This window comes from Ignavibacteriota bacterium, assembly GCA_013285405.1.
In the GTDB taxonomy this organism is placed as follows: domain Bacteria; phylum Bacteroidota; class Ignavibacteria; order Ignavibacteriales; family Ignavibacteriaceae; genus IGN2.
In genome coordinates this window covers 52,558-79,390 of sequence record CP053446.1, presented here as the reverse complement: position 1 = coordinate 79,390, position 26,833 = coordinate 52,558, and the positions used below count along the sequence as shown (strand labels likewise).

At 34.5% G+C, this 26,833-nt stretch carries 18 protein-coding genes, 1 tRNA gene and 1 pseudogene; 13 read left to right on the top strand and 7 right to left on the bottom strand.

Going from position 1 to position 26,833, the window contains the following annotated elements; translation table 11 throughout:
- Positions 1–1,713 (bottom strand): T9SS type A sorting domain-containing protein, encoded by a 1,713-nt coding sequence (locus HND39_00360; protein ID QKJ94842.1) that lies wholly within the window; start codon positions 1,711–1,713, stop codon positions 1–3.
- Positions 1,714–1,732: 19 nt separating this feature from the next.
- Positions 1,733–2,491, bottom strand: a complete 759-nt coding sequence (locus HND39_00355; GenBank protein QKJ97818.1) for a T9SS type A sorting domain-containing protein — start codon at positions 2,489–2,491, stop codon at positions 1,733–1,735.
- Between the two features lie 1,610 nt (positions 2,492–4,101).
- Between HND39_00355 and HND39_00350 the strand changes: the two genes are divergently transcribed.
- Positions 4,102–5,085, top strand: coding sequence for an ATP-binding protein (locus HND39_00350; protein ID QKJ94841.1), 984 nt, complete (start codon positions 4,102–4,104; stop codon positions 5,083–5,085).
- A 69-nt stretch (positions 5,086–5,154) separates the two neighbouring features.
- Here the strand turns inward: HND39_00350 and HND39_00345 are convergent, their stop codons facing one another.
- From HND39_00345 to glgC, 3 genes are all read right to left on the bottom strand, one after another.
- A complete protein-coding gene (locus HND39_00345) occupies positions 5,155–6,036 on the bottom strand; it encodes a L,D-transpeptidase (GenBank protein QKJ94840.1) in 882 nt (293 codons plus the stop codon).
- Entirely contained in the window at positions 6,020–7,846 is a 1,827-nt protein-coding gene (locus HND39_00340; protein QKJ94839.1) for an excinuclease ABC subunit C, read from the bottom strand. Before HND39_00340 ends, HND39_00345 begins: the two co-directional genes overlap by 17 nt.
- A 94-nt stretch (positions 7,847–7,940) precedes the next feature.
- Positions 7,941–9,188 (bottom strand): glucose-1-phosphate adenylyltransferase, encoded by a 1,248-nt coding sequence (glgC, locus tag HND39_00335; GenBank protein QKJ94838.1) that lies wholly within the window; start codon positions 9,186–9,188, stop codon positions 7,941–7,943.
- Positions 9,189–9,484: 296 nt separating this feature from the next.
- Between glgC and HND39_00330 the strand changes: the two genes are divergently transcribed.
- The 7 genes and pseudogenes from HND39_00330 (at position 9,485) to HND39_00300 (ending at position 16,597) form a co-directional block, all read left to right on the top strand.
- Entirely contained in the window at positions 9,485–11,155 is a 1,671-nt protein-coding gene (locus HND39_00330; protein QKJ94837.1) for a M1 family metallopeptidase, read from the top strand.
- Between the two features lie 64 nt (positions 11,156–11,219).
- Entirely contained in the window at positions 11,220–11,942 is a 723-nt protein-coding gene (locus HND39_00325) for a UDP-2,3-diacylglucosamine diphosphatase (GenBank protein QKJ94836.1), read from the top strand.
- Positions 11,943–12,024: 82 nt separating this feature from the next.
- Positions 12,025–14,235, top strand: a complete 2,211-nt coding sequence (locus tag HND39_00320) for a PBP1A family penicillin-binding protein (protein ID QKJ97817.1) — start codon at positions 12,025–12,027, stop codon at positions 14,233–14,235.
- A 164-nt stretch (positions 14,236–14,399) separates the two neighbouring features.
- Positions 14,400–14,633, top strand: a complete 234-nt coding sequence (locus HND39_00315; GenBank protein QKJ94835.1) for a GIY-YIG nuclease family protein — start codon at positions 14,400–14,402, stop codon at positions 14,631–14,633.
- Between the two features lie 61 nt (positions 14,634–14,694).
- Complete coding sequence (locus HND39_00310) at positions 14,695–14,928, top strand: GIY-YIG nuclease family protein (GenBank protein ID QKJ94834.1); 234 nt, start codon at positions 14,695–14,697, stop codon at positions 14,926–14,928.
- 312 nt (positions 14,929–15,240) lie between these two features.
- Positions 15,241–16,453 (top strand): annotated as a pseudogene (locus tag HND39_00305) (IS256 family transposase).
- Positions 16,454–16,513: 60 nt separating this feature from the next.
- A tRNA-Leu gene (locus HND39_00300) sits at positions 16,514–16,597 on the top strand.
- A gap of 116 nt (positions 16,598–16,713) precedes the next feature.
- Here HND39_00300 and HND39_00295 read toward each other — a convergent pair.
- Positions 16,714–17,052, bottom strand: a complete 339-nt coding sequence (locus HND39_00295) for an STAS domain-containing protein (GenBank protein QKJ94833.1) — start codon at positions 17,050–17,052, stop codon at positions 16,714–16,716.
- A 245-nt stretch (positions 17,053–17,297) separates the two neighbouring features.
- Between HND39_00295 and hpnC the strand changes: the two genes are divergently transcribed.
- From hpnC to HND39_00280, 3 genes are read left to right on the top strand one after another with little or no spacing between them, the layout of a single operon-like run.
- Positions 17,298–18,155: a squalene synthase HpnC gene (gene hpnC, locus HND39_00290; protein ID QKJ97816.1), complete on the top strand. Its 858-nt coding sequence runs from the start codon at positions 17,298–17,300 to the stop codon at positions 18,153–18,155.
- A complete protein-coding gene (gene hpnD, locus HND39_00285; protein ID QKJ94832.1) occupies positions 18,152–18,994 on the top strand; it encodes a presqualene diphosphate synthase HpnD in 843 nt (280 codons plus the stop codon). The genes hpnC and hpnD overlap by 4 nt, the downstream gene beginning before the upstream one ends.
- Positions 18,995–19,013: 19 nt before the next feature.
- Positions 19,014–20,291, top strand: coding sequence for an NAD(P)-binding protein (locus HND39_00280; protein ID QKJ94831.1), 1,278 nt, complete (start codon positions 19,014–19,016; stop codon positions 20,289–20,291).
- A 56-nt stretch (positions 20,292–20,347) separates the two neighbouring features.
- Here the strand turns inward: HND39_00280 and HND39_00275 are convergent, their stop codons facing one another.
- Complete coding sequence (locus HND39_00275; GenBank protein QKJ94830.1) at positions 20,348–21,745, bottom strand: M20/M25/M40 family metallo-hydrolase; 1,398 nt, start codon at positions 21,743–21,745, stop codon at positions 20,348–20,350.
- A gap of 140 nt (positions 21,746–21,885) precedes the next feature.
- Between HND39_00275 and HND39_00270 the strand changes: the two genes are divergently transcribed.
- Together HND39_00270 and HND39_00265 are read left to right on the top strand one after the other, a co-directional pair.
- Entirely contained in the window at positions 21,886–23,655 is a 1,770-nt protein-coding gene (locus tag HND39_00270; protein QKJ94829.1) for a T9SS type A sorting domain-containing protein, read from the top strand.
- A 100-nt stretch (positions 23,656–23,755) separates the two neighbouring features.
- Positions 23,756–26,833: a hypothetical protein gene (locus tag HND39_00265; protein QKJ94828.1), complete on the top strand. Its 3,078-nt coding sequence runs from the start codon at positions 23,756–23,758 to the stop codon at positions 26,831–26,833.

Genomic DNA, 26,833 nt, shown 5'->3' with positions numbered 1-26,833 from the left:
TTATTTCATTAGTATCATCTTTTTAGTGTTCGTATAATTTCCGGCTTGTATCTTATAGAAATATACTCCGCTTGTCAATGTCCTGGCATCAAACTTAACCTCATAATTTCCTGCTGTTTTATATTCGGCAACCAGTGTCACAACCTCGTTCCCGAGTATATCATATACTTTTAAGCTTATATCACTGCTCACCGGTAACTGATAACGGATTATCGTTGTCGGATTGAATGGATTTGGAAAATTCTGAGAAAGATTGAATTCTGAAATAACACTTAAAGGCTCACTCTGAAAATCACTACTATTGAATATCCATTCAAGAGCTTCTTTTACAACTGTATCATCACCATTTCGAACATCCTCTATAGTAAATGAAACTTCATAATCAACTTGCAGTTCAAGATGAGTGAGGAATTGATCAGGGTCCTCCGCACTAAATCCATTCTTGTAAGCATAATCAAAAACATATGGTCCCATTTGAACCCGTTCTGAAGATGCAAAAGCTGTAGAAGATGTTTTTCCGAAAACTTTTACGTTTGGATGCGACAGAAGTCTTTTAATAAGAAAATCCCCCGCACTAATACAAAATGGCCCTGACAATACTGCAATCGGTTTATTAAATGAGGTGTTAGTGTCTGGATTTAAATTATATATATTCGAAGTGATCATTGAATAATGATTATATGGATCGTCTCTTCTAGCCAAACCAAGATCTGGGACATCGTTTTCAAATAACAAATTCATTCCCGCATTTGTCCTTTCAAAATAGCCCCCAGAATTAACACGTAAATCGATAATTAATCCGTCAACATTGTAGACATTTATTAATGAATCTAGTGCATTATAAAATCTCACAGATATATCGTTTGCAATCCACCTGTAGTTATAAATATAACCAACGTTTGTTCCTTCAACTATTCCCCAACTCATCTGATAATGTGCAGTATCCATAGGCACTCCGGGTACAGGTAGCTGTTCAGTGTAATTAAAATAATTTTGAGTGACATTTAATAAACTTGTGGGTAAATGAACCACTTCACCCGAATATTTTTTAACATCTATCGTATCAAAAAGATGCCAATTCATACCTGCTCCGCTTAGCCAAATATGTGTGAAAGCTTCATCGTTCGAACCGCAGCGGGATTGATATTGAATAGGGAATTCACGTGTTAATAACTCTTTATAAAGAAATTTCCAGGGATACCCATCGTATCCCAAAATAATATCACCTGGTTCTAATCCAATCGGATGATTTTGTGGAGCTGAATAAACAAGCAATGTACTATCGGGAAGTGGAATTAAACCAGCAACGAAATGATTATCTCCTCCCCAACCACCTGCTCGTATCAGTGGTGTGCCAGGAATTAGAGGAGTAGCTACATTAACTTCTACATCAGTAAACCAGGTGTGTGCTTCATTTAACTTTAGACACATATAATTAAGAATCGCTGCAAATCTACCCCTGCTAACTCCACTTTCAATTTCAGGTCTATACAAGTCTCTTACTGCATTCCAATCTAGATCCAGATTTTGAAAGCAAGCATATTTATGATCAATCACCGTCCAAATTGAATCGAAAATCTCTAACTTCTCTGAAGATGGTAAACCTGGTCCCCAAGTTGTATCAATGATAGTTTCCCAATCTTTTTCAAAGAATCCTTGACTAAAACTAGTGCTAGAGAAGATTAGAATATAAAGCAAATATTTTATTTTCATTTTATTCTCCAATAAAAATTTACTTTATTAATATCATTTTCTTTGTTTGAACAAATGTGCCAGCTTGAAGTTTATAAAAATATATTCCACTTGGTAGACCTTGCCTACCGGCAGGCAGGTTTCGGACTTCGCCGGAATGACTTGCCGTGTTAAATTCTACTTCATAAGTGCCGGGTTGTTTTTGTTCGTTGACGAGTGTTGCGACAGCGTTCCCTAAAATATCGAAAACTTGTAATTGCACTAAAGTCCCTCCTTTGGAGGGATTTAGGGAGGCAGGTATTGTATATTTTATCTTTGTTGTTGGATTGAACGGGTTTGGAAAATTTTGCTCCAAAGAAAATTCAATCGGTGCATCTATTGTAACTTCAATAATGTTTGAATATTCAAATGTTCCATCAAAGTCAATTTGCTTTAATCTGTATTGATAATTTCCTGCTTGAAGTCTTTCATCAACAAATAAATAATGATGAACTTCTGTTGTTGTTCCGAAACCGTGAACAAAACCAATCGTTTTCCAGGCCTCACCCAAACCCTCTCCAAAGGAGAGGGCTTTTTTTTCAACATCAAAACCGGAGTTGTTTGTTTCTGTTGCTGTTGACCATAGAAGATTAACATCACTGCCAATTATCTCTGCAGTAAAACTTTGTAATTCTACCGGAACAATGTTTTGCACATAGGCAGTAGCTTCATTACTGAAGCCATTAGGAAAAGGACCATTATTAATCTGGTAAGTATATATGTTATTAATTATTACAGCAGTATCTGAAAAAGTAGTCATGGTAAATGGAACCATTCCAACAAAAGAATAATTCGTTGGATCGGTCGGTAATCCAAGTTTCCTGAATATGTAAAAATAAGGTTGATAGAAAGGTCCAAGTCTTTCCCAACTTAAATCAACTCTTGCTGATTGTTGTGCAATCGTATTTAGTTTAAGATTATGTGGAGGATAATATTGTGTAAGTGGACAATCCTGAATTAATTTTACATTATCTATTGCCCACCACCAGTCCCAGCCCGGTTGAATTACTCTAAATCGAAGAAGGATGTCTCCTCCCTGTGTTATGTAAACAGTTTCATGAGTCATCCTTAAATCTTCCCCAATTCGTGACCAAATTATTTCCCAGGTTTGACCGCCATTCGTACTTACTTCGACATAAGCTTCATCTGCGGAATCTAAAACATTCCAATCATTATCAAACTCTAAACTTTTGTAGTCATACCCGCCACCGAAAGATTCATTCAAAGTAATTGTCGTTATGACAGAAGTGCCATTACCACATTCATCTGAATCCGCTGAAATTAAACCGCCACTTGAAGTCCATGGCATTTGATAAGCATTAGGATAGGGCGGAAAGAAAACTTCCCAGACGCAATTACCGCCATCGTTTGTAACTGTCCAATTGCTTACTCCGCTTTCAAAATCATCCTGGAATTCTTCGTATTCACAAATCGGATTTGGCATTGTTCTGAAATTCCATACTGGTCCTTCGATCAAATTAGACTGATAATATTCAACCACTTTCCAATAATATTTTGTATTCCAACTAAGTGGTTCAACGGAATCTAAGTAAATAGTATCATAAGTTACGTTCGGTGATCCATTGTAAAGTACCACTGAATTATTCATTTGAGCGACGAGAATAGAATCATCGCTAAAATAAATAATGTTAAAAATTGTACTATCTGGATTTTTCCATAAAAGTCTATGTCCTGTAGAATGAATATTCTTTGCATCATTAGCAGTTTCAGGATTGTATGGTTCACCAGGTCCTTGTGCAAAGGTTGGAATTGAGAGAAAAACGAACAGAGATAAACAAAGAGAAAATATTTTCTTTTTCATTTTTATTCTCCAATAAAAATTTTGTTGACCTAAAACAAAGCAAATTTTGGGATTAATGCAAGGATAGTTTGAAAAAGGTTTAGTTTTAATTTGAAATGAAGTATGGACAAGTCGCGACTTGTCCCCATAGGACTAAAGAGAATAGGGTCAACTAAAATCCTAAATTTCTTGAATCCAGAGAAGGATTAAGAGCTACATCAGGTTTTTGTTTTACTGAGAATTTCCAAATGATAAGTTAAGTAACTAAATCACAAAGCAATATTTTGGAAGCATATTTTTGCCTGAAAGCAAAAATATTAGCGTTTTTTTTTGCTCTAAGATGAAAATAACAGTAGTTTTAGACCAAAAAGATTGAAAAAATGCAAAAAGAAAGATATTTAGAAAGCGACATTATCAATGATCTCAAAAAGAAGATGGTCTTTTTAGGTGGTGCAAGACAGGTGGGTTAAACCACCCTTGCCAAAGAAATTATTGCAAGAACTTTTACGAATTACACTTACTTTAATTGGGATTATCAACCAGACAGAAAAAAAATTATTGCAAGTGAAATGCCTGCCGAATCAGGATTATTGATTTTTGATGAAGTACATAAATATAAAAAGTGGAAAAATTTGATCAAGGGAATTTATGATACTTATAAAGACAAATTTCAGCTTTTAGTTACAGGTTCAGCCAGACTGAATATTTATAGGAGAAGCGGAGATTCACTTCAGGGGCGATATCATTATTATACTTTACATCCATTTTCATTAGCAGAAATTGAATCTTTCTCAAATAATTATCAACCTTTACAGGAGCTTCAATTTAAAACCCAAAATTATCAATCGACACTTGAATCGTTATTTAAATTTGGCGGCTTCCCTGAAGCATTTATCGCACAGGATGAAAGAGTATTAAGAAGATGGCACAATGAAAAATTGGAACGTCTTTTTAGAGAAGATATAAGAGACGTCGAGAACATAAGAGATTTAGGTAGTATGAAATTATTGAGCGATCTACTTCCATTAAAAGCAGCTAGTGGTCTCTCAATTAATAATTTAAGAGAAGATCTGGAAATAAGTCACCGTGCAATTACAAGCTGGTTAAATATACTTGAGTCGTTCTATTACCAATTCAGAATTTATCCGTACTCATCAAAACTAATCAGATCTATTAAGAAGGAACCTAAATTATATTTAACTGATTGGTCTGAAGTTGAAAATGAGGGGGCAAAATTTGAAAATCTGGTTGCTTCACATTTATTAAAGTTTACTAATTATCTCTTTGAAAAGGATGGTTATAAAACAGGATTATTTTATTTAAGAAATGTTGATAAAAAAGAAGTTGATTTTCTGATAACTGTCGATAACAAACCTTGGTTCGCGGTGGAAGTAAAACTTTCTGAAACATCTCCGGCAAAGAATTTATCATACTTCAAAGAAAGACTTAATATCCCATTTAATTTTCAAGTTGTCAAACAGGATGGAATAGATTTCATTAAAGATAATATTAGAGTGATTTCAGCGAGTAAATTTTTAACAGGACTTGTTTAAAGAATAATAATATTAACGTATCAGGATAAACATAAAAAGTAATATTACTCGATTAGAATTGAGCAAGTCCTAATTCCTCGAATCCAAAAATGGATTAAGTGTAAAATCAGATTTTTCTTTTCCTGAAAAAATTTCTACTAATCTTTCTTCTTCAGATTTATTCTTGTCAACCCAGAGATATGAAGGTTTGAGATTTTGTTTGGATGGAAGTAAATCTGAGTTACCAATTGGTAATCCGGAAGAGTAAATATTTTTTTCATCAACTAATATATTTTCGTTGAAAGAAATCAAATAGTCTCCATCATAAATCAATTGAAATCTTTCTTTCAGTAATTTGTAAGTTTCTTTGTACGAATACTGATTATAGCTTTCACCCTCACTTGTGAAAGCTATTTTAATTGCGCTGTTTCCTTTATGAACAAGTACTGGAGTTCCTTTTACAACTTTTTCAAAAACGATTTCTGCATCTTCTCGTGAAAGTCTTACACAACCGTGAGAAACATTTTTCTTACCAAGATATTTATAATAACTTTTTCCGAGCAATGCATGAAAACCAATTCCATTATTGAATCCCATCCAGTTCAGCATAACTGTACTGTCAAACTGAACTGAATATTGTTTCTTTGCTTTCCATTGAATTGCAAATAAACCGGTATTCGTTTCCATTCCCTTTTCAACTCGTTTTGTTCCTGATGAAATTGGAAAATGAAATTCGGATCCATCTCTTGAGTAGAGAGTTGCATACTGAGTTAATAAGTTTACTTCTATGTAATGATCTTTATCAGTATAAAGAGTATCACGTAGTTGTTTGAAATCGTAATTCACTAAAGGATTAATTGAAAAATTAAATTCTTTCACTGAAGTAGATTTATTATTCAGGTAGGCACTGTTGAAGAGGAGAATTGTTATGACAACTAAAGCTGCTAAAAAAATTTTATTCGTTCTTTTCATTTTCAAAATACTTTCTGACAAGCTGGGCTTTCTTATTTCCAATAATTTTTGATAAAGATTCAGTGTTGGAATTTTTAATTTTTTCAACACTGCCCAACTCCGAAAGCAACTGATATGCCGTCTCTTTTCCAATTCCTTTTATCTCTGTCAGTTCTGTCGTTATAGTTCTTTTAGATCTTCTTTGCCTGTGAAAAGTAATTGCAAATCGATGTGCTTCATCACGAATTTGCTGTAATAACTTTAAACCTGATGAAGTTTTTGGAATCGATTCCGGTTCTGAATTTTCAGGAAAGAAAACTTCTTCAAGTCTCTTTGCGAGACCAATTATATTGTATTGTTTTATTCCGAGACTGTCCAATATTTCAACCGCACTTGATAATTGTCCTTTACCACCATCGACCATAATTAATTCAGGAAATGATTCTTTGTCATCAAGCAAGCGAGTGTATCTTCTTCTGATCACTTCCTGCATACTTGCAAAGTCATCAGGTCCATCAACTTCTTTTATTATAAATTTTTTGTATTCACTCTTCTTTGGTTTTCCGTCAACGAAAACAACCATACTTGCAACTGAATCTGATCCTTGTATGTTGGAAATATCAAAGCACTCAATTCTTTTTGGTAAAATTTTCAGTCGAAGATCTCTCTGTAAAGCAGTAAGTGCAAAAGGAACATTTCCTTCCTTCTTCATTTTTTGCAGTTGAATTTCTTTCAGTTGTAGATTTGCATTTTCTTTGCACATCATTACAAGGGCTTTCAATTCACCACGCTGAGGAACAAATATTTTTACTTTTCTTTCAGCCTTTTGGTTCAGCCATTCTTCGAGCAGATTTTTTTCCATTGGTTCAGCTTCAATAAGAATTTCCCTTGGAATTTCAACATGATCGCCGTAATAAAATTTTATTGCTGAGTTGTAGATTTCCTCAATCCCTTCGTTACCATTCAAACTTAAGTGAAGCTGTTTCTTCCCGACAAGCTTTCCTGATCGAATATTAAAAACTGAACACGCAGAATCTTTATCTTCGAAAGCAATAGAAATTACATCTCTGTCTTCAAAGTCATTACTAACAACTTTTTGTTTTGATGAAATGATTTTCAACTGTTCAATCTTATCGCGAATCTCGGCAGCTTTTTCAAATTCCATATTAACTGAAGAAGATTTCATCTTTTCATTCAACTCTTTTATCAGATCATCTGTTCGTCCACGGATAACTTTTACAACTTCATCCACCATTTCGTTATAATCTTTTTGACTTACGAGACCTTCACACGGTCCATCACATTTTTTTATATGATAATCAAGGCACACTTTAAATTTTTTCTTTGCGATTGATTCGGCAGTAATGTCAAGCTTACAGCTTCTGATCTTAAAGACCTGATTGATCATCCTCAAAGCTGATTTCATATTTTTTACACTTGTGTACGGTCCAAAATATTTTGAACCATCACGAATTACTCTTCTTGTAGAAAAAATTCTTGGAAAAGGTTCATTTGTAACTTTAATGAATGGGAAGGATTTGTCATCTTTTAAATTGACATTGTATCTCGGTTTTAATTCTTTGATGAGATTATTTTCGAGGACGAGCGCTTCAACTTCTGAATCTGTAACAAACAGTTCGAGGTCAGAAATCTTTCTAACTAACGCTTCAGTTTTTGCATTTTGATTTTTCGAATGGAAATAACTTTTTACTCTGCTCCGTAGATTACTTGCTTTACCAACGTAGATCACTTTCTTCTTGTCATTAAAGAACTGGTAAACGCCGGGTTTACCGGGAAGGTTGGACAATTTATTTTGAAGTTCAGGATTCATCAATACAAATTAAATTTTTTCTTGCGATGAATCTTGAAAAAATTAGTGACTATTTCAATCGAAAAAAATATGATGACAAAATATTTGCTTAAAGTTATTTCTTCGGCAAAATCTCATTTTTACCAATAACAACAATACCACTTTCAGTTACTGTGAATTTTTTCTTATCAGATTCCAGATCGAATCCTATTTCATATCCTTCGGGAACATTTACATTTTTATCTATGATTGCTCTTCTGATTCTTGCATGTCTTCCAATGTTGCAATTATCCATTATTATTGAATCAGTAACGTACGAGAAACTGTTTACTTTAACATTTGGTCCAAGTATCGAACGTTCGACAAGACCGCCGGAAATTATACAGCCATCACATAAAAGTGAATTGAGACTTCGCCCAACACGTTCGCCTTCGTGCGATACAGTTTTTGCAGGTGGAAATTGATATCGAAATCCTCTTATTGGCCAATTCGCATCGTACATATTGAAGTCCGGATTGACACTTAGTAAATTCATGCTTGCAGAAAAGTAGCTATCAATCGTTCCGATATCTTTCCAGTAAGGCCGCGATTTTTTATTCTCATCAACAAACTTATAGGCATAAACATTTCTTCCGGTCATTACCATGTAAGGGATTACATCCTGTCCAAAATCATTTGATGGAATATGTTTTTCTTCCATCTCTTTAAATATTTCTCTCAACGTATTGGCATCAAAAACATATATACCCATGTTCACAAAAGCAAAATCAGGATTGTCAGGAATACCAGGAGGATTTTTCGGTTTCTCGATAAAAGAATCAACTTTGTATTCAGCGTTAACGCTCACAATTCCAAATCTGGTTGCTTCATCCTTGGGAACTTCAATACATGCCATTGATAGATGAGCTTTATTATCTACATGATATTGAAGCAATTTCAGGTAATCCATTTTGTAAATGTGATCTCCACTGAGAATCAAAACCTGCTTTGCTTTTCTTTCTGATGAAAAGAGATTCATATTCTGGTAAATAGCATTTGCAGTTCCAAGATACCAGTCATTGTTAAGTTTTCTTTGAGGTGGAATTGAATAAACAAATTCACCAAGTTCAGGATTAAAAATGCTCCAGGTTTCAAAGAGATGTTGATTTAAAGAATCAGATTTGTATTGTGTGAGAACATAAATTCTTCTTAACTCTGAGTTCAGACAATTTGAAAGTGCGAAATCAATTATCCTGTATCTTCCGCTGAAGATTACTGCAGGTTTGCTTCTCACTTTTGTCAACGGATAAAGTCTTTCACCCTGACCTCCCGCTAAAAGCATTGTTATTGTATCTCTTAATAATGACGAACCATGAATGGCCATTTTCTCTCCTTTAATTTCTTCGTAAAAATATATAAATATGGTCTGATTGACAATTTAAGATAAGAGAGACTTCCGAATTATTATCGATGTGTCACTCTGAGTCCGGCAGCTGCCAGATGAAGAGTCTCTTTTCAATTTAAAAACGAGATATTTCACTCCTGCCTTGCCGGCAGACTGGTCTTTTAATATAACAAATTAGAATTTTGCAGAAGTCTCTAATAGTTAATACATAAAAGTTGTAAATTCAGATTGGTCATTATTTCATTTTAACGCAGATGGGACGGATTATTGTATAAGTGAAAACGAAAAGAGTAATACTGATAATATTTCTGATAACTCTTATTCTAATTTTACCGGGAGCTGTTTATTATAAAATACAATTCTATAAACTAACCTATATCTATACCTACTTTCAGAAAATCGACGAAGATTATATAACCCCGAACCAACGAAAAATCGATATTACAAAATATGACCTTTCATTTGATCTATATCCTGAAAATAAAATGTTCATTGCACAAGCTGTTTTATCAGGAAAAGTACTTGATCAAACAATACCAACCATAGATTTAAATTTTTATGATAATTTCCGGATTAATAAAATTACTCTAAATGATAAGTCTGTTGAATATGAAAATGAAGGAACAAGATTATCAATTAAATATGATTCTACTTTTCAAAATGAATTTGAAATTGTAGTTGATTATGAAGGAACACCTGAGAAAGCTGGTCTGGATGGTTTTGTTTTCGGAGTGAGAAATGGAACATCAGTTGTTTACAATCTGAGCGAGCCTACTTTTGCATCTTCATGGTTTCCGTGCAACGATACTCCTTACGATAAAACAAATCTCGAAATAAAAATTACAAATGATTCGGGAATGGTGTCTGTTTCAAATGGTGTACTGGTTGATGTAAAAACAACAGGAAGCAGAAAAACATATCATTGGAAAACAGAATATCCGATCTCAACATACCTTGTTGCAATTTATTCTTCAAATTATGAACATTTCTCTGACAAGTACATTTCTCATGATGGTAATGACACAATGAATGTAGATTACTATGTTCTTCCGGATAAACTTGATAATGCCAAAGCAGATTTTTCAAATCAAGTGAAAATGCTAGAAGTTTTTTCAAAATTATTTGGCGAATATCCATTCATAAAAGAAAAATATGGAGTCGCAGAATTTCTTTGGTATGCTGGCGCAATGGAACATCAGACAATCACCGGCGTCTCATCAAACATGATCAGTGGGAAAAAATTTTTTGAAGATACTTTTGTTCACGAACTTGCGCATCAGTGGTGGGGCAATGCAGTCGGTCCGAAAAGCTGGAAAGATATCTGGCTTAATGAAGGTTTTGCATCATATTGTGAAGCTCTTTATTATGAAGAAGTATCTGGCGAAGAAGCACTGCGTTCTACAATGTTGAGCAAGTATAGTAATAATTTCTCAGGTTCGTTAGCACAACCCGGACCTTTTTTATTTACACGGACTATGTATGATAAAGGTGCCTGGGTTCTTCACATGCTTCGCTGGGAAGTTGGTGATTCCACCTTCTTCAAGATTTTAAGAAATTATTACGAATCTTTTAAATATTCAAATGCTTCAACTAATGACTTTAAACAAGTATGTGAAAATGTAACTGGTAAAAATCTGAACAAATTTTTTGATCAGTGGGTTTATGGCGAAGGACAGATTGAACTGAAGTACAAAACAGAAAACAGTAATACAGGAAATGATTATTTAGTCAGGATTCAACTCGAACAGAATCAGGAAGATTATGAGGTATTTCACTTTCCACTGGAAATAAAATTGAGCTATACTGATTCAACGTTTAATAAATTTAGATATAATATTACCACAAAGGATACTCTTCTGGAAATACCTGTAAAGGAATTTCCTGTATCCGTTGACCTTGATCCTGACAATTGGCTTCTGGCTCAGATTAGCCCGGAACATAAATGAGTGAGTTTTATTTCCATTCGTATATAATTACTTTTGTTCAGAATAATATTAATTAGTTGAACCTGTGGAAAAAACTTACTTCTTTATTTCTGATATTCATCTAGGACTACAAAGCAAATCCGAAGAGGAGAAAAAAGAAAAAAAACTTGTCAGCTTTCTGAAATATGCAGAAACTCATTGTGATGAATTGTTTATAGTTGGCGATCTATTTGATTACTGGTTTGAATACAAAAGGGTTTATCAAAAAGGATTTTACAGAACGCTTTCAGCTTTAAAGGATCTGAGCGAGAAGAATATCAAACTTCATTATTTTATTGGTAATCATGATTTCCTTCATCGTGATTTTTTTGAGAAGGAATTTAACGCAACTATGTATGATGATCCATTATCAATTGAATTGAATGATAAAAAATTTTTTATCGCACACGGTGATGGTTTAGTCAGTAATGATACCGGTTATAATATTCTCAAGTGGATTTTAAGAAATAAATTTTTTCAGTGGCTTTATTCATTACTTCATCCTGATTTAGGAATAAGTATTGCAAGCAGGACGAGTAAATCAAGCCGTGCATATACCGATAAAAAAGATTACGGTGAAGTTGATGGATTATACGAAGCTGCAAAGAAAAAAATTGATCAGGGATATGACTTCGTGTTATTCGGGCATTTACACAAGCACATTTGGCAAAAGTATAAACACGGTAATTATATCAACCTGGGTTCGTGGATTGATAAACCGTGTTACGGTGTATTTAAAAATAAAAATTTTGAGATAGTAATTTTGTAGAATTTATTTTTAATTGATTGGGGTTATGGGTGAGATAAATTTCGAAAAGTATTTTAACGATTCAGCTTATAGAAATAAGAAGATGAAATCAACCAATAATAAAAAGAAAACGTGGCTAATAGCTGGTGCTGTTATTCTCGTTCTTCTCGGGAGCCTTATTGCTTTTATTTTTAGCGGTCTCCCATCGCTTGAAGAACTCGAAAATCCAAAACCACAACTCGCCAGTAAAGTGTTCACCGCCGATGGTGAACTGTTGGGGCAGTTTTTTATTGAGAATCGTATTGAAACTCACATAAATAAACTTCCGGACTATTTGATAAAAGCCTTGGTTGCTACTGAAGACAGAAAATTCTATGACCATTGGGGAGTAGATGTTACAAGATTCATCAAAGCAATGATAAAAAATATATTCTCACTTTCACTTGCGGAAGGTGCGAGTACTATAACTCAACAGCTTGCAAGGAATCTGTATGATCTTAAAGTTACCCATGAATCACAATTCGATAAAGCAATAAGAAAAGTCCGCGAATGGCTGACTGCGGTTCAGATTGAAAAAAATTTTACTAAGAATGAAATAATAGAACTGTATCTGAATGTTTCATATTTCGGAAGAAGTGCGTACGGAATTGAGGCAGCAAGTCGCGTTTATTTTGGTAAAAGTGCAAGTGAATTAACATTACCTGAAGCAGCTTTATTCGTAGCATTGCTTAAATCACCCAGAGATTTTGATCCTGTCAATCGTTATGATAATGCTTTACAAAGAAGAAATCTTGTAATGTATAATATGGTTTCGGTGGGATTTCTTGATAAAAATGAATACGATAAATTAAAGGAAGAACCGATTACACTTGCCTCTGAAAAACCCAGTGTTATGAGAACGATCGCCCCTCACTACCTGGAATACATTCGCATTCAGATGTCGGAAATTGCAGATAAACATGGTTTCGATTTATACAGAGATGGATTGAATATTTACACTTCAATTGATTCTCGGATGCAAAAAATTGCCAACGAGGTTGCTGCAAAACATATTCAGGACTATCAAAAGATATTTGACAAAAACTGGAACTGGAACCGAAATAAGGATTTGTTATCTGAACTTGTTGACAATGCAATTAAAAAAACAAATGAATATAAAAATGCAGGTACATCGAAAGACAAAGCAGCAATATATAACAGATTAAAAAAGGATGAGGGTTTTATTGATTCTGTAAAATCTGTCGCAACTAAAATTGAAGTTGGTTTTGTTGTTATTGATCCATTTACCGGTCAGATAAAAGCAATGGTTGGAGGAACAAACCAGGATTTCGGAAGAGGGCTAAATCATGTTACCGGAATAAAAAGACAACCAGGTTCTTCATTTAAACCGATGGTTTATGCAACAGCAATTGAGAACGGATATTTCCCGGCTTATACAATTCTTAATCAAAAATTTGATTACAATGGCTGGAGTCCGTCAAATTCTGATAACGAATATACTGCGTACGAAACAATGAGATATTCTCTAGCATTATCTCTCAATGTAGTAACCGGTAGAATGACAATAAGCGATATAGCTCCACCAAAACAAGTTGTTCAAATTGCTAAACGAATGGGAATAGAATCTAAAATTGATCCTTATCCTGCAATTGCGCTTGGGACTTCTGAAGTTACTCCGCTGGAAATGACTTCTGCATTTGGAACATTTGTTAATGAAGGTATTCATGTTCAACCAATCTCAATCATAAAAGTTGAAGACAAAAATGGAATTTTAGTCGAGCAATTTGTTCCTGAATATGTTCAGGCGATTTCTCCGCAGACAGCATCAATCATGCAGAGTATGATGTCGGATGTGGTTTCATACGGTACCGGAGCCGGAGTACGAAGATTCTATCAATATCCTGCAGCCGGTAAAACCGGTACTACACAAAATTTTTCAGATGCATGGTTTGTTGGTTATACTCCTGAACTCGTTGCAGGATGCTGGGTTGGTTTTGATGATCACAGAGTCAAGTTTACTGATTGGTACGGACAGGGTGCAAGAGCTGCTTTACCTATTTGGGCAATGTTTATGGAAGCTGCTTACAAAGATATTAAAATACCCGTTGGTTATTTTAATTCTGTTGAAGGAATTGATACAATTGCATTTTGTAAGAAAACAATGGAACTTGGTGATACAAGAGTGGCTAATCAATATTGTCCTGAATTAGTTTACGATATTGTAAACAGCAAAAATGTTCCTATGACCTGCGAAATTCACACAGATAAAAATGTGATTATAAAAGAAGAACGAACAGGTGAAACCGGATGGTGAGTCCAATCTATAATTTACGATGTATAATGTATAATTATTTCTTTAAAATCTAAAATTCAAAATTGAATGGTTTAATTCATAATTTTACATTATAAATTATACATTCCTTTGCCCGGATGGTGAAATTGGAATACCTGTCTGCCGACAGGCAGGCACGCTAGCTTATGTATAAAGTATATGCAATAAAAAGTAAGATAAGAAAATATATCTATGTAGGTATGACATCGAATATAGAGGAAAGAATTGAGAGACATAATAAGGGATACGAAAAAACAACAAGAGCATATAGACCGTTTGAATTAATATATACAGAAGATCAGGCGACAAGAGAAGAGGCAAGAAAAAGAGAAAAATATTTTAAGTCAGGAATTGGAAAAGAGTTCTTAAAAAAATTATAATCAAAAAGCCCGGATGGTGAAATTGGAATACCTGTCTGCCGACAGGCAGGCACGCTAGCTTATGTATAAAGTATATGCAATAAAAAGTAAGATAAGAAAATATATCTATGTAGGTATGACATCGAATATAGAGGAAAGAATTGAGAGACATAATAGGGGATACGAAAAAACAACAAGAGCATATAGACCGTTTGAATTAATATATACAGAAGATCAGGCAACGAGAGAAGAAGCGAGGAAAAGAGAAAAATATTTTAAGTCAGGAGTTGGAAAAGAGTTCTTAAAAAAAATGTAATCAAATTGCCCGGATGGTGAGTCCAATCTATAATTTACGATGTATAATGTATAATTATTTCTTTAAAATCTAAAATTCAAAATTGAATGGTTTAATTCATAATTTTACATTATAAGGGAGTGTAAATAATTCTGTGTAAATGGTTAAAGTAAGAAATTAGCTAAGTGCTGCGAAGCGTAGCGAAGCAGCACTTAGCTTGGCGAAAATCCTTCGGGGTTTTCATTTCACAAAAAACTAATTACTTTTAACCATTATCCGAACTACCTTTTGGTAGTCAGGAAGGAGATTTACAGAATGGAACTTACTCCAGAGATGATCGAGCAGTTAAAAGCCGATCTTAAAAAAGCTAAAACATATCAAGACTTGATGGGAGAAGGAGGAGCCATCAAGAAGATCATCAAAGCCTCTTTAGAGGGAATGCTGGATGCTGAACTTACCGAACACCTGGGTTATGAAAAATACTCACCTGCTGGTAAAAACACAGGTAACAGTCGTAACGGTAAAACCCACAAGACGCTGAAGAATGATAACGGAGAAATTGAGCTAACAGTACCCAGAGATCGCAACGGTTCATTTGATCCTATTGTAGTAAAAAAGTATGAGCGAACCCTGGGACCGATTGAAGATAAAATTATCTCAATGTATGCAAAGGGAATGACCACAAGAGATATACAATCACACGTTCAGGAGTTCTATGGATTGGATATAAGTGCATCGCTGGTTTCACAGATAACCGATAAGATCATTGACCTTGCCAAAGAATGGCACAACCGTCCACTTGAATCGGTTTACCCAATAGTATTTTTCGATGCAATCCATTACAAAGTAACCAGCGAAGGAAAGGTAACTAATAAAGCAGCTTACACTTGTCTGGCGCTTGATATTACGGGTAAAAAGGATCTTCTGGGCTTATGGGTAAGCGAAGCTGAAGGCTCAAACTTCTGGCTTGGTGTTTTAACTGAATTAAAGAATCGTGGTCTCCAGGATATCCTTATTGCTTGTGTTGATGGACTGAAAGGTTTTCCTGAAGCAATCAATACAGTTTTTCCGGGAACAGAAATCCAGCTCTGTATCATTCACCTAATCAGAAACACTCTGAGATATATTGCAAGCAAAGATCAGAAATCATTTATGGAAGGAACTTCGATTAGTTTACTCAGCACCAACAGAAGAAGCAGCTCTGATTGCTCTTGACAATCTGGAAGAAAACTGGGGCAAGAAATATTCTCTATCAATCAGAACCTGGAGACAGAACTGGGTTCACGCTTCTACGTTTTTCAAGTATCCGGATGAAATCAGAAGAATCATTTACACTACCAATGCTGTTGAAGCTGTGCATCGTCAGTTTAGAAAGGTAACAAAACAGAGAAGCATTTTTCCCAATGATGAAGCACTGAAAAAAATGCTTTACTTAGCTTACAGAGATATATCAAAAAAGTGGACTGTTATGCCCGTGCAGAACTGGGCTGTTGCTTTATCTCATTTATCTATTATTTTTGACCAGAGATTAAAAAATGTTCTTTAATACTAATTCCCATTTACACAAATTATTTTACAGACTCCATTATAAATTATACATTCCTTTGCCCGGATGGTGAAATTGGTATACACGCTAGCTTCAGGAGCTAGTCCACGCAAGTGGGTGGGGGTTCAAGTCCCCCTTCGGGCACAAAAAATTCTTCCCAACTAGCAACTTGCAGGTTCTTCCGAAGGAATCCCTTCGGGAAAGTCCTGTTCCGGGCATCATTCTTAATTCACTTTTTCTATTTTAACTTTTGCGGGTAATTAAAAGCTTTTGATTGCTTCATCAAGTGATTTATAAGTATCAAAAACCTGGAGAGTTGAAGTTTTTTCTCTTAATGCTTTAAATACTGATGGTGGCTCGACAATTTTCAAATCGCCGCCAATCTTAATTGCAGATCTTTTAGCATAAACAAGCGTTCCCAGGAAAGTGGAATCCAGGAATTCACATTGACTGATATCTACCACCAGCTTTCTGAATTTTTTCTCTAAATTGTCATCCAGAATTTTTTTAAATTCAATAGCTTCCTTCAACGTTGCACGTGTCAGATTCACAACTTCTACAACAACGTCGTTTTCTATTTTCTTTTCGAAATCATCCATTAAGGCTCCATTTTTATTGAACACTATTCCTTAACATTAAGATTCAATATTTACTTAATCCAAAATAATTGTCACTTACCAAACAAATTGGATCAAAATATTCAGACAAAAAATAAATAATTGATGCTCATTTTACTATAAATGGCGATTCATCTTGTTCAAAAATAAACTCCTTTTTTGCTAAATGAAAATATTTCTTAGGTTAAAGCAACAAATTTTTTTGAATATAAAGTTCTTTAGAGGTTATTATAAATTTATCTGACTCCATTGCTGCTGGTTATTCAGAGTCAATCAGACTTGCAAAGAAACATTACGAAAATTTTCCTGTCATTTCTTTATTAATTCCTAAAGAATACAGAAGAGATATTTCAATCATTTATTGGTTTGCCAGATCTGCTGATGATATTGCTGATGAAGGAAATTTAACAACGCAAGAACGACTTCGGAAACTTTCAGATTTTGAGAACCGATTAATTTCTGTACTTAAAAATTCTTCTGGTAATAATTTAGAACTGGCACTTCGAAATTCAATTATAGAAAGAAAATTAACTCAAGATAATTTTTTTAATCTTTTAAAAGCATTCAAACAAGATGTGACGAAAAGCCGGTATAATAATTTTAATGAGGTATTGAATTACTGTTCAAATTCTGCTAATCCTGTTGGAAGGATATTATTGGAACTTTTCAATATAACTGAAAGTGATGCGATATATTATTCGGATAGAATTTGTACAGCACTTCAAATTACTAATTTTATTCAGGATACTAAGACTGATTTTCAAAAGGGTAGAATTTACTATCCGCTTGATGAAATGTTAAAATTTAATGTCAATGAAAAAATGTTTGAGATGAAAAAAATTAATGATAACTTGAAGTCGCTTATAGAATTCACTGTGAACAGAACACAGACGATGTTTGATGAAGGCAAAGCTTTGCTAAAATTACTTACCGGTAGATTTAGGTATGAAATAGCCTGGACAATAAAAGGCGGCGAAGAAATTCTTGCTAAAATCCGCGGCGCTGATTTTGATATAATTTCAAAAAGACCAATTTTAAAGAAGTCGGATTATCTGAAATTATTATTAAAAACGTTTTTAATATGAACGATATCGCAAAAGAAATAGCAAAAAAAAGTAAAAGCAGTTTCTATTATGCATTTAATCTTTTACCTGCTGAAAAGCGCGATGCAATGAATACTGTTTATGCTTTCTGTCGTGAAACCGATGATATTGTTGATGAAGGTTCAGTTGATGATAATCTTAAATTTGAAAAACTCCGTAAATGGAGAATTGAACTGGAGAAATCTCTCAATGGTCATTCCGATTATCAGTTGATTAATAAACTATCCAGAACAATTCAGAAATTTAAAATCCCACTTGAGCCATTTTTTGATCTGCTTAAAGGAATGGAAATGGATCTTCGGCAGAAACGATATCTGACATTTAATGATTTACAAAATTACTGCTACAATGTTGCATCAACTGTCGGATTAATGTGTATAGAAATATTTGGATATCGTCATCCATCTGCAAAAGATTTTGCTGTTAATCTGGGAATAGCACTTCAGCTTACAAATATTTTACGTGATGTAAAAAAGGATGCCGAAAGAGGAAGGATATATCTTCCAAATGAGGATCTCCTGAAATTCAATTATCATGAATCAGATATTTTGAATTGTAATTATAATGATGATTTTCAGCGGATGATGAAATTCCAGGTTGAACGTGCAAGAGGTTATTTTAACGTTGCCACAAGTTATCTCGATCGTGAAGACAAAAAAACAATGTTTGCAGCCAGAGCCATGCAGCATATTTATTACAGGATGCTGAATAAAATTGCAGAGGCAGATTACGATGTTTATAATAAAGAAATAAAAATTTCTACTGTGAAAAAAGTTGGAATATCACTTGGAGTCTGGGCAAAATATAGTCTTGTCTATTGATTTAAAATTATTCTGATTGATGCAGAAAAAAGTTATCGTGATCGGGGGTGGTTTTGCAGGGCTTTCCGCAGCAGCATATCTCTCAAATAATAATTTCAGAGTTACACTTCTTGAAGCTTCACCAAAATTAGGCGGCAGAGCATATTCTTTCAAAGATAAAGAAACAAATTCCATAATTGATAATGGTCAGCACATTTTGATGGGCTGTTATAATGAAACACTCAATTTTCTTTCACTTATAGGTGCGACCGATAATTTTTACTTTCAAAAAAAACTGGAAGTGAAATTTGTGAAGGAAGGATTTGAACTATCTGAAATAAAAAGTATTTCAAATTTTTATCCTTTTAATTTGATGCTCGGTTTATTGAATTACAAAGCTTTGAGTATAAATGAAAGAATCAGTTTATTAAAATTATTTCTAAAACTTCCGTTCTTATCATCGGATAAATTCAGCACAATAACTATTCGCGAATGGCTTGAGTCAGAACGTCAGTCAAATAATATTCAAGATTCATTCTGGAAAATACTCGCTGTGGGTGCATTGAATACAAGTATTGAGAAAGCATCTGCAAAAATTTTTGTTGACGTTCTCAAACAAATATTTTTACGAGGGAATAAATCAGCAACTATTATATTACCGAAGTATGGTTTGAGTGAATCTTATTGCAATAATGCTGAAGAGTTTATTCATAAAAATGGGGGAGTTATAAAAACATCGGAAGCAGTTGAAAAGATAATTATCTCTGAAAATAAAGTCATCGGATTGGAATCAATAAAAAATAATTATTCAGATTTTGATTTTGTTGTCTCAGCTATCCCTCCTTTTTCACTTGCAAGAACTATTGGAATTGAAGACATAAGCCAGATTCCTGATTTTAAATATTCTTCCATTCTTAACATTCATCTTTGGCTGGACAGCAATAATCTTCCCGAAGGATTTTTTGGATTTATCAATTCACCGTTGCATTGGATATTCAACAAAGGAAGTCATTTAAACATTGTTATCAGTGATGCAGATGAGCTTGTTAATAAACAGGATGACGAATTATTTGAGATAGTAAAAAATGAAATGAAAAAATTTTTTAATCTGAACCAGGAATCAATCACCAGGTATAAAATCATAAAAGAAAAACGTGCGACATTTATTCCATCAATTGATGTGATAGCTGACAGACCCTCACAAAAAAATACAATTAAAAATTTAATATTAGCCGGTGATTGGGTTGATACAGGTCTGCCATCAACTATTGAAAGCGCAGTTAAAAGCGGGAGAATTGCAGCTGATCTTATCTCCTGAACTTGTTTCAGAATATTATGCATTTAGTAATTAGATACTGAAATAAATTCAGCATATTATTCCAATCCTTCTTCACTAAGTAAGTAAGCCATTATCGCAATTGCAGCAGCGCCAAGTTCAAACTCACGCGGATGAACGGCATCAAAAACATCGTTAGCTGAGTGATGATAATCCATATATCGCTGATCATCCGGAACGTAACCAAGGTGCAGTTTTGCATTTTTTATTTTCTGAACATCAACACCACTTCCGCCTTTTCGTATCCATTCAATGTTGGCTTTTTCTAAAACGGGAATCCAGGTCTGGAATCTGTTGATGATTTCAGTTGAATCAGTCTCAACATAAAATCCTATAGGAGTAAATGCACCACGGTCTGATTCAAGAACTGCCAGATGAAGATCAGAAGAAGTATCGGCAAAATTTGCATATTCAATCGCACCGCGGGTTCCATTCTCTTCATTGATAAATAAAACACATCTGATTGTCCGCTTTGTTTTTATACCAAGCCGATTGATCAGATCGAGTGCTTCCAAAGTTTGAATACATCCTGCACCATTATCGTGAGCACCACATCCAACATCCCAGCTATCAAAATGACCACCAACTAAAACAATTTCATCAGGCAATTCAGTTCCCTTAATTTCTCCGATCACATTAAATGATTCCACATCAGGTAAAGTTTTGCAATCCAGCTTGAGATTTATTTTTAAGCCGGGATTTTTATTTAATTCATCGCTTAAAAAATCTGCATCAAGATAACCCAATGCAGCAGCAGGAATTTTTGGGATTGAATCATTGTAATCCATCACACCCGTATGAGGAACGTTGTCATGCTTGGTAGTTATTGATCTGATCAGAACTGCAACAGCTCCGTATTTTGAAGCTTCAATAGCACCTTTAACTCTTTGATCAACTGCGCCACCATAACCTGCAAAAGTATTTATCTTGCTTTCATCAAGAGCGCGACTGAAGAAAACAATTTTTCCATTTACTTCCGCTTTTCGCTGAACAAGTTCACCAAAAGATTTTAACTCAATTACACCAGCGGTTATTCCATCAACCGGAGTTGCAACGCTTCCACCCAAAGCAAGTAATTCGAGTTCTTTATTTTGATCCAGAATTGTACAGTTTTGAATATTACCTCGTTCCCAATGAGGAACCATAACAGGCTGCAACCAAACTTTATCGAATCCAAGCGATTTCATTTTGTCATACGCCCAATTGATTGCAATTAAAGAATTTTCTGAGCCGCTCAGTCTTGGTCCTAATTCACAAAGTTCGCGAAGATATTTATAACCCTTTCGATCCTTCAGCGCAGTTTCAACAATAAGTTGTGCGTTAGAATTATGTTGTTTAATTATTGTTACTGTTTCTACTGTTGTCTGCGGCATAATTGATTCTACATTGATAAATAAGTGAAACGTTAATAATGGAATAAACAGATATTTTTTCAATTTAATCCTCAAATCAAAATATTGATTATATTTCTATTATTCTGATTCCAATTTCGTACACAGAATTTTTATATTTCGATACGTAATTCATTCATATTAAGAATTATTATCTATTACTGTAATTTAAAGAAGCGAATAAAATGAAACTAACTTTCGCAGCAATATTTCTAATAATATCTTCTCAGAATTTTTATACTCAAGACTTACCTCACTGGATGACTTCAGAAGAATCAATACTCTGGCAAAAATATAATTATCCGGTTAACCCGCTTTTTTCTGATCCACCTCCTTCACCTGTACGTGGAATGGCAGAATGGGAAGAACTTCAGGGAATTATAATTACATGGGCTTCATTCCAGAGTATCTTGCGTCAGATTGTAGATTATGCACAGGAAGAAGGTTTTGTATTCATAATCTGCAGCGATTCAAACTCAGTAAAAACATATTTGCTGGCTGGAGGAGTACCACTACACAACATTAAATATCTAATAACTTCTTATAATTCAATTTGGGTTAGAGACTACGGACCATGGACAGCATATACAAACGATATTGATACTCTGAATATTATTGATTGGATTTATAACCGACCGCGACCATTAGATGATGTAACTCCGGTTTTCTTTGCTAACTATATTAATTCACCAATTTATCAGACAACAACTTCACCATATAATCTTACTCATGCAGGTGGCAACCTGATGATTGATGGACATGGAACTGCTTTCTCATCAAAATTAATTTTAAATGAAAATCCCACAAAATCAGAAGAACAAATAAATGAGATAATGAACAAGTTTCTGGGAATTGATCGTTACATAAAAATGGAAAACTTACCTTATGATGGTATTCATCACATTGACATGCACATGAAACTTTTAGATGAAGAAACGATTTTAGTCGGTCAATATCCTTTAGGTGTAGCTGATGGACCGCAAATAGAAGCTAATCTCCAGTATATCTTGAATAATTTTCAAACTTGTTTCGGGAGACCGTATAAAATTGTAAGAATTCCAATGCCACCGGAAGGCGGGCAATATCCTCCGTCAGGTGATTATCGAACTTATACTAATTCGATGATAATTAATAAAACCGTAATAATCCCAACATACGAATATCAGTTCGACACAACTGCATTCAGAATTTATCGGGAAGCGATGCCTGGTTATAATATTGTAGGAATTAATAGTAATTCAATTATTCCTTCACTTGGTGCAATTCATTGTATTGTAAAAGAGGTTGGTACATTTAATCCAATCTGGATATCACATCCGAAAATGGAAGAAGTAATTGAAACTGCGGATTCCATTCCGGTTGCTGCAGTAATAAAATCCAAATCCGGAATTACCGAAGCAGCAATATTCTGGACATCAGATACATCGCAAGGTTTCATTTCTTCACCAATGTTTTTTAATTCTGGTGATACTGCTGTTGGCTACATTCCTTCACAACCTGACAGTACTGAAATATTTTACTACATATCTGCAACTTCGGATATGGGTAAAACGATTACCAAACCATTAGTAGCTCCTGACGGATTTTATAATTTTTTAGTTGAGAATTCAGTAACAGATATTGCTGAAAACTCACAACCATTGGAATTTTATGTATCACAGAATTATCCAAACCCATTCAACCCAAGTACAGTAATCAGTTATCGGTTACCAGTAGCCAGTGATGTGACATTAAAAGTTTATGATGTTCTGGGAAATGAAATTTCAACGCTTGTAAATGAAGAAAAACCTGCGGGTGAATATGAAGTTGAATTCAACGCAGCGAGTCATTCCGGCAACGTCTGGAATCTACCAAGTGGAATTTATTTTTATCAATTGCTTGTCTCGTCTTTGCAAAGCAAAGACGGAAAAGCAGGATCATTTATTGAAACCAGGAAGATGGTGCTGCTTCGATAAAGGATAATACTGATGATTTTGGATACGAAATTTTGGATAGACATAAATTGATTTAATTCCTATACTTTTCATAAGAATTATAAAATAAGGGAGAAATTTTATGAAATACATTATTTTGCTACTTTCGATTTTTTTCTTTTCAAATCTTTCAAACTCACAAATACCTAATCCAGTACATTATCAAAATCAAAATATTGAGACTTCAAATAAGGAATCATTTTTACTTGGATTACCGGATAATAGTTTGTTAATGATTTGGTTTTCAAGATCTTCGACATTTCTAGGGACTTTAAATTCTGCAAGAAGTACCGATAGTGGTATTACTTGGTCATATACAAATCCGATTATTGAATTTGGAGTGTTAGATCCTGTGGATATAAACGCAGTAATTCTAAACTCAGGTAGAATATTGCTGACTTTTAAATCAGTTGACAACGGTATTAACAGATATAGATATATGTATTCCGATGATAACGGGGAAAATTGGTTAGGTTATTCTGATCTACCAACAATTAACCCTTCTTTTTTAAGAAGATATGTTGGATTTACAAGTATGTCAAAACTATCTGATGGTTCTGTGATGTTTGTTTTTAGTTTTTCGCAGTCAAACGCTCCTCATCAAGGAATATTTTATATTCGTTCAAATGATGGTATTTATTGGAACAGCAATCAGATTATTGATTCAACGGGAAGCAATGGCTATATTATCAGTGCCGGACCAGACAGGGAATTACTGGTTTATGAAACGACAGAAACTGAAGTAAAAAATATTGTATATCGTACAAGCTCAGACGGAGGTTCAAATTGGTCTGATGAGCAAATTCTAATTAGTGATGATTACGATAAATTCAAGCCGAGAATAATTAAGGATAACACAAACAAGCTCTGGCTGCTTTATTACAGAAATGATCCTTCAGTTTTCCAAAATTATTTTCAAAGTGAAATTTATTACTCAACAAGTGCCGATGAAGGATTAAGCTGGTCGCAGCCAGAAAAATTTACTAATTATTCAGGTGAGGATAACTTACTCAGTTTATCATCCTGGGATGGGGCACCGATTGTTTCTTTTGCCTCAACTAGAAATTATGAAATAGAGCGACCCTACTACCAAATTTATTTTGGCATTCCAGGTATTAGTATTGATGTTTCAACACCACCATTTCTCTATGCGCAATCAATAATACCTGAATATCCTGGAGCCATTGAGCAAATCACTTTCAGAATATTTGCAGATGACGAAAACTTGTTAAGTAGTGCGAAAAAACAATTCACCATTAATGGAATTTCCGAATTAATTAATATGTACGATGATGGCATGCATGGTGATTCACTTTCCGGTGACAATATATTCGGATATATACTGGAGGACGGCTTAACCGGAGAAATTTTGAACTACGATTTTATTTTAACAGATGTTGATAATAATTCTGCTGGATTTGTTGGTAGTACTCTTCCTAATTTCACAATCAATGATAAATATCTTGTCGATATTAATAAACTTAAACTGACATTTACTCGAAAGGGAATTCTTGCAGATGTTATAGTCGATAGTATATATGGTTTACAATTTGAAGAATCATCAGTTCTTTTTTCTGGTGGTTTTATGTTAAGTGGCTACAACCAGAACCAATTGTGGACAAACGGTGTTCTCTCTTCTGGTCTTGTTGAAGATTATTTGCCCGGTCACGTAGGTATTCCTCCTACGGATCCCAGAAATTCAATTTATGTTATCAAGGCATCAGACCCGCCCTTCAGTCAATCCTGGTTAAATTATGCCTATGCTGTTCACCAGGGAGCGGATTATTATGATGGTGACGAAAATGGTAGTTATAATCCAGTTGATCTGAATGGAAATGGTCTTTGGGATTGGGATGAAGACCGCCCGGATATTCTTGGAGACGTAACAGCCTGGTGTGTTTACAACGATGGTTTACCAGCAATTCAAAGAAGATGGAACATGGTGAGTCCGATGGGAATAGAAATCCACCAAACATTGTTTGCAATCGGTGATGAAACGAACGCTGTTGATAATATGATTTTCATTCGTTACAGGATAAAAAATTCAGGAACTGTTTCTACGCAATTTGATTCAGTAATCTTTGGTATTTGGGATGACCCTGATATTGGATTTGAATCGTCTGCTCCTATAGATGATCTTTCTGCAAGCGATTTAAATACAAATCTCGGATACTCCTATAATGATGGTGAAGATGCAGCTTATGGTAACAACCCGCCTGCATTTGGTACTAAATTACTTGCTGGTCCCGTTGTTTACATCCCAGGTGAAACTTTTATTGACATAAACGGAAACGGTGTTTATGATGATGGTATTGATACGCCGCTAGATACAGCAATAGTAAACAGAGGCGATATTCTTGGAACGAAGTATTATCCCGGTGCAAAGAATAATAATATTTCAGCTTTTGTACATTTTTTAAATGGCGTTGCGTTAATGGGAGATCCTAACGACCATCTTGAAGCAAGAAACTTTTTGTTAGGAAAAAACAGATTTGGCGAAATAATTGATCCCTGTTCCTATCAGTACGGTCAGGTTTTTGGTATCCCTTGTAATCAGGTCAATCCCAAATTTTTATTCTCAGGTGATCCGGTAACTAATAATGGCTGGATAAATACTTCACCAGATGATCAGAGAATTCTGACAAGTACCGGTCCTTTTACTCTTAACGTCAATGAAGATATTGATATCTGGGTAACATATATTGTTGGTCGTGGAAGTTCAGCATTAGAATCGGTAACAAAACTAAAACAATACTCTTCGGCTGCATCACGCTTTTATGAAAGTAATTTTACTGAGTTACCGAGTAGAATCCGTGAAGATCAAATCCTATCACTGCAAGATTTTATCCTCTTTCAGAATTATCCAAACCCATTCAACCCAAGTACAGTAATCAGTTATCAGTTACCTGTAACCGGTTTTGTAACACTAAAAGTTTTTGACATTTTAGGAAAAGAAGTTGCAGTTTTAGTCAACGAAGAAAAACCCGCAGGTAATTATGAAGTTGAATTTTCCGCCAAAGGCGGATCCGTCTTCGGCGGAAATGCTATCCAATTATCAAGCGGAGTTTATTTTTATCAGTTGCTTGTCTCGTCTTTGCAAAGCAAAGACGGAAAAGCAGGATCATTTATTGAAACCAGGAAGATGGTGCTGCTGAAATAA

Bases quoted from the DNA above. Each gene is read 5' to 3' on its own strand.
- HND39_00345 (QKJ94840.1), bottom strand. From the start codon at position 6,036: ATGAAAAGAACGAATAAAATTTTTTTAGCAGCTTTAGTTGTCATAACA.
- HND39_00270 (QKJ94829.1), top strand. From the start codon at position 21,886: ATGAAACTAACTTTCGCAGCAATATTTCTAATAATATCTTCTCAGAAT.
- HND39_00265 (QKJ94828.1), top strand. From the start codon at position 23,756: ATGAAATACATTATTTTGCTACTTTCGATTTTTTTCTTTTCAAATCTT.
- hpnD (QKJ94832.1), top strand. From the start codon at position 18,152: ATGAACGATATCGCAAAAGAAATAGCAAAAAAAAGTAAAAGCAGTTTC.
- HND39_00350 (QKJ94841.1), top strand. From the start codon at position 4,102: ATGCCTGCCGAATCAGGATTATTGATTTTTGATGAAGTACATAAATAT.
- HND39_00315 (QKJ94835.1), top strand. From the start codon at position 14,400: ATGTATAAAGTATATGCAATAAAAAGTAAGATAAGAAAATATATCTAT.
- HND39_00295 (QKJ94833.1), bottom strand. From the start codon at position 17,052: ATGGATGATTTCGAAAAGAAAATAGAAAACGACGTTGTTGTAGAAGTT.
- HND39_00340 (QKJ94839.1), bottom strand. From the start codon at position 7,846: ATGAATCCTGAACTTCAAAATAAATTGTCCAACCTTCCCGGTAAACCC.
- HND39_00360 (QKJ94842.1), bottom strand. From the start codon at position 1,713: ATGAAAATAAAATATTTGCTTTATATTCTAATCTTCTCTAGCACTAGT.
- glgC (QKJ94838.1), bottom strand. From the start codon at position 9,188: ATGGCCATTCATGGTTCGTCATTATTAAGAGATACAATAACAATGCTT.
- HND39_00310 (QKJ94834.1), top strand. From the start codon at position 14,695: ATGTATAAAGTATATGCAATAAAAAGTAAGATAAGAAAATATATCTAT.
- HND39_00280 (QKJ94831.1), top strand. From the start codon at position 19,014: ATGCAGAAAAAAGTTATCGTGATCGGGGGTGGTTTTGCAGGGCTTTCC.
- HND39_00320 (QKJ97817.1), top strand. From the start codon at position 12,025: ATGAAATCAACCAATAATAAAAAGAAAACGTGGCTAATAGCTGGTGCT.
- HND39_00355 (QKJ97818.1), bottom strand. From the start codon at position 2,491: ATGACTACTTTTTCAGATACTGCTGTAATAATTAATAACATATATACT.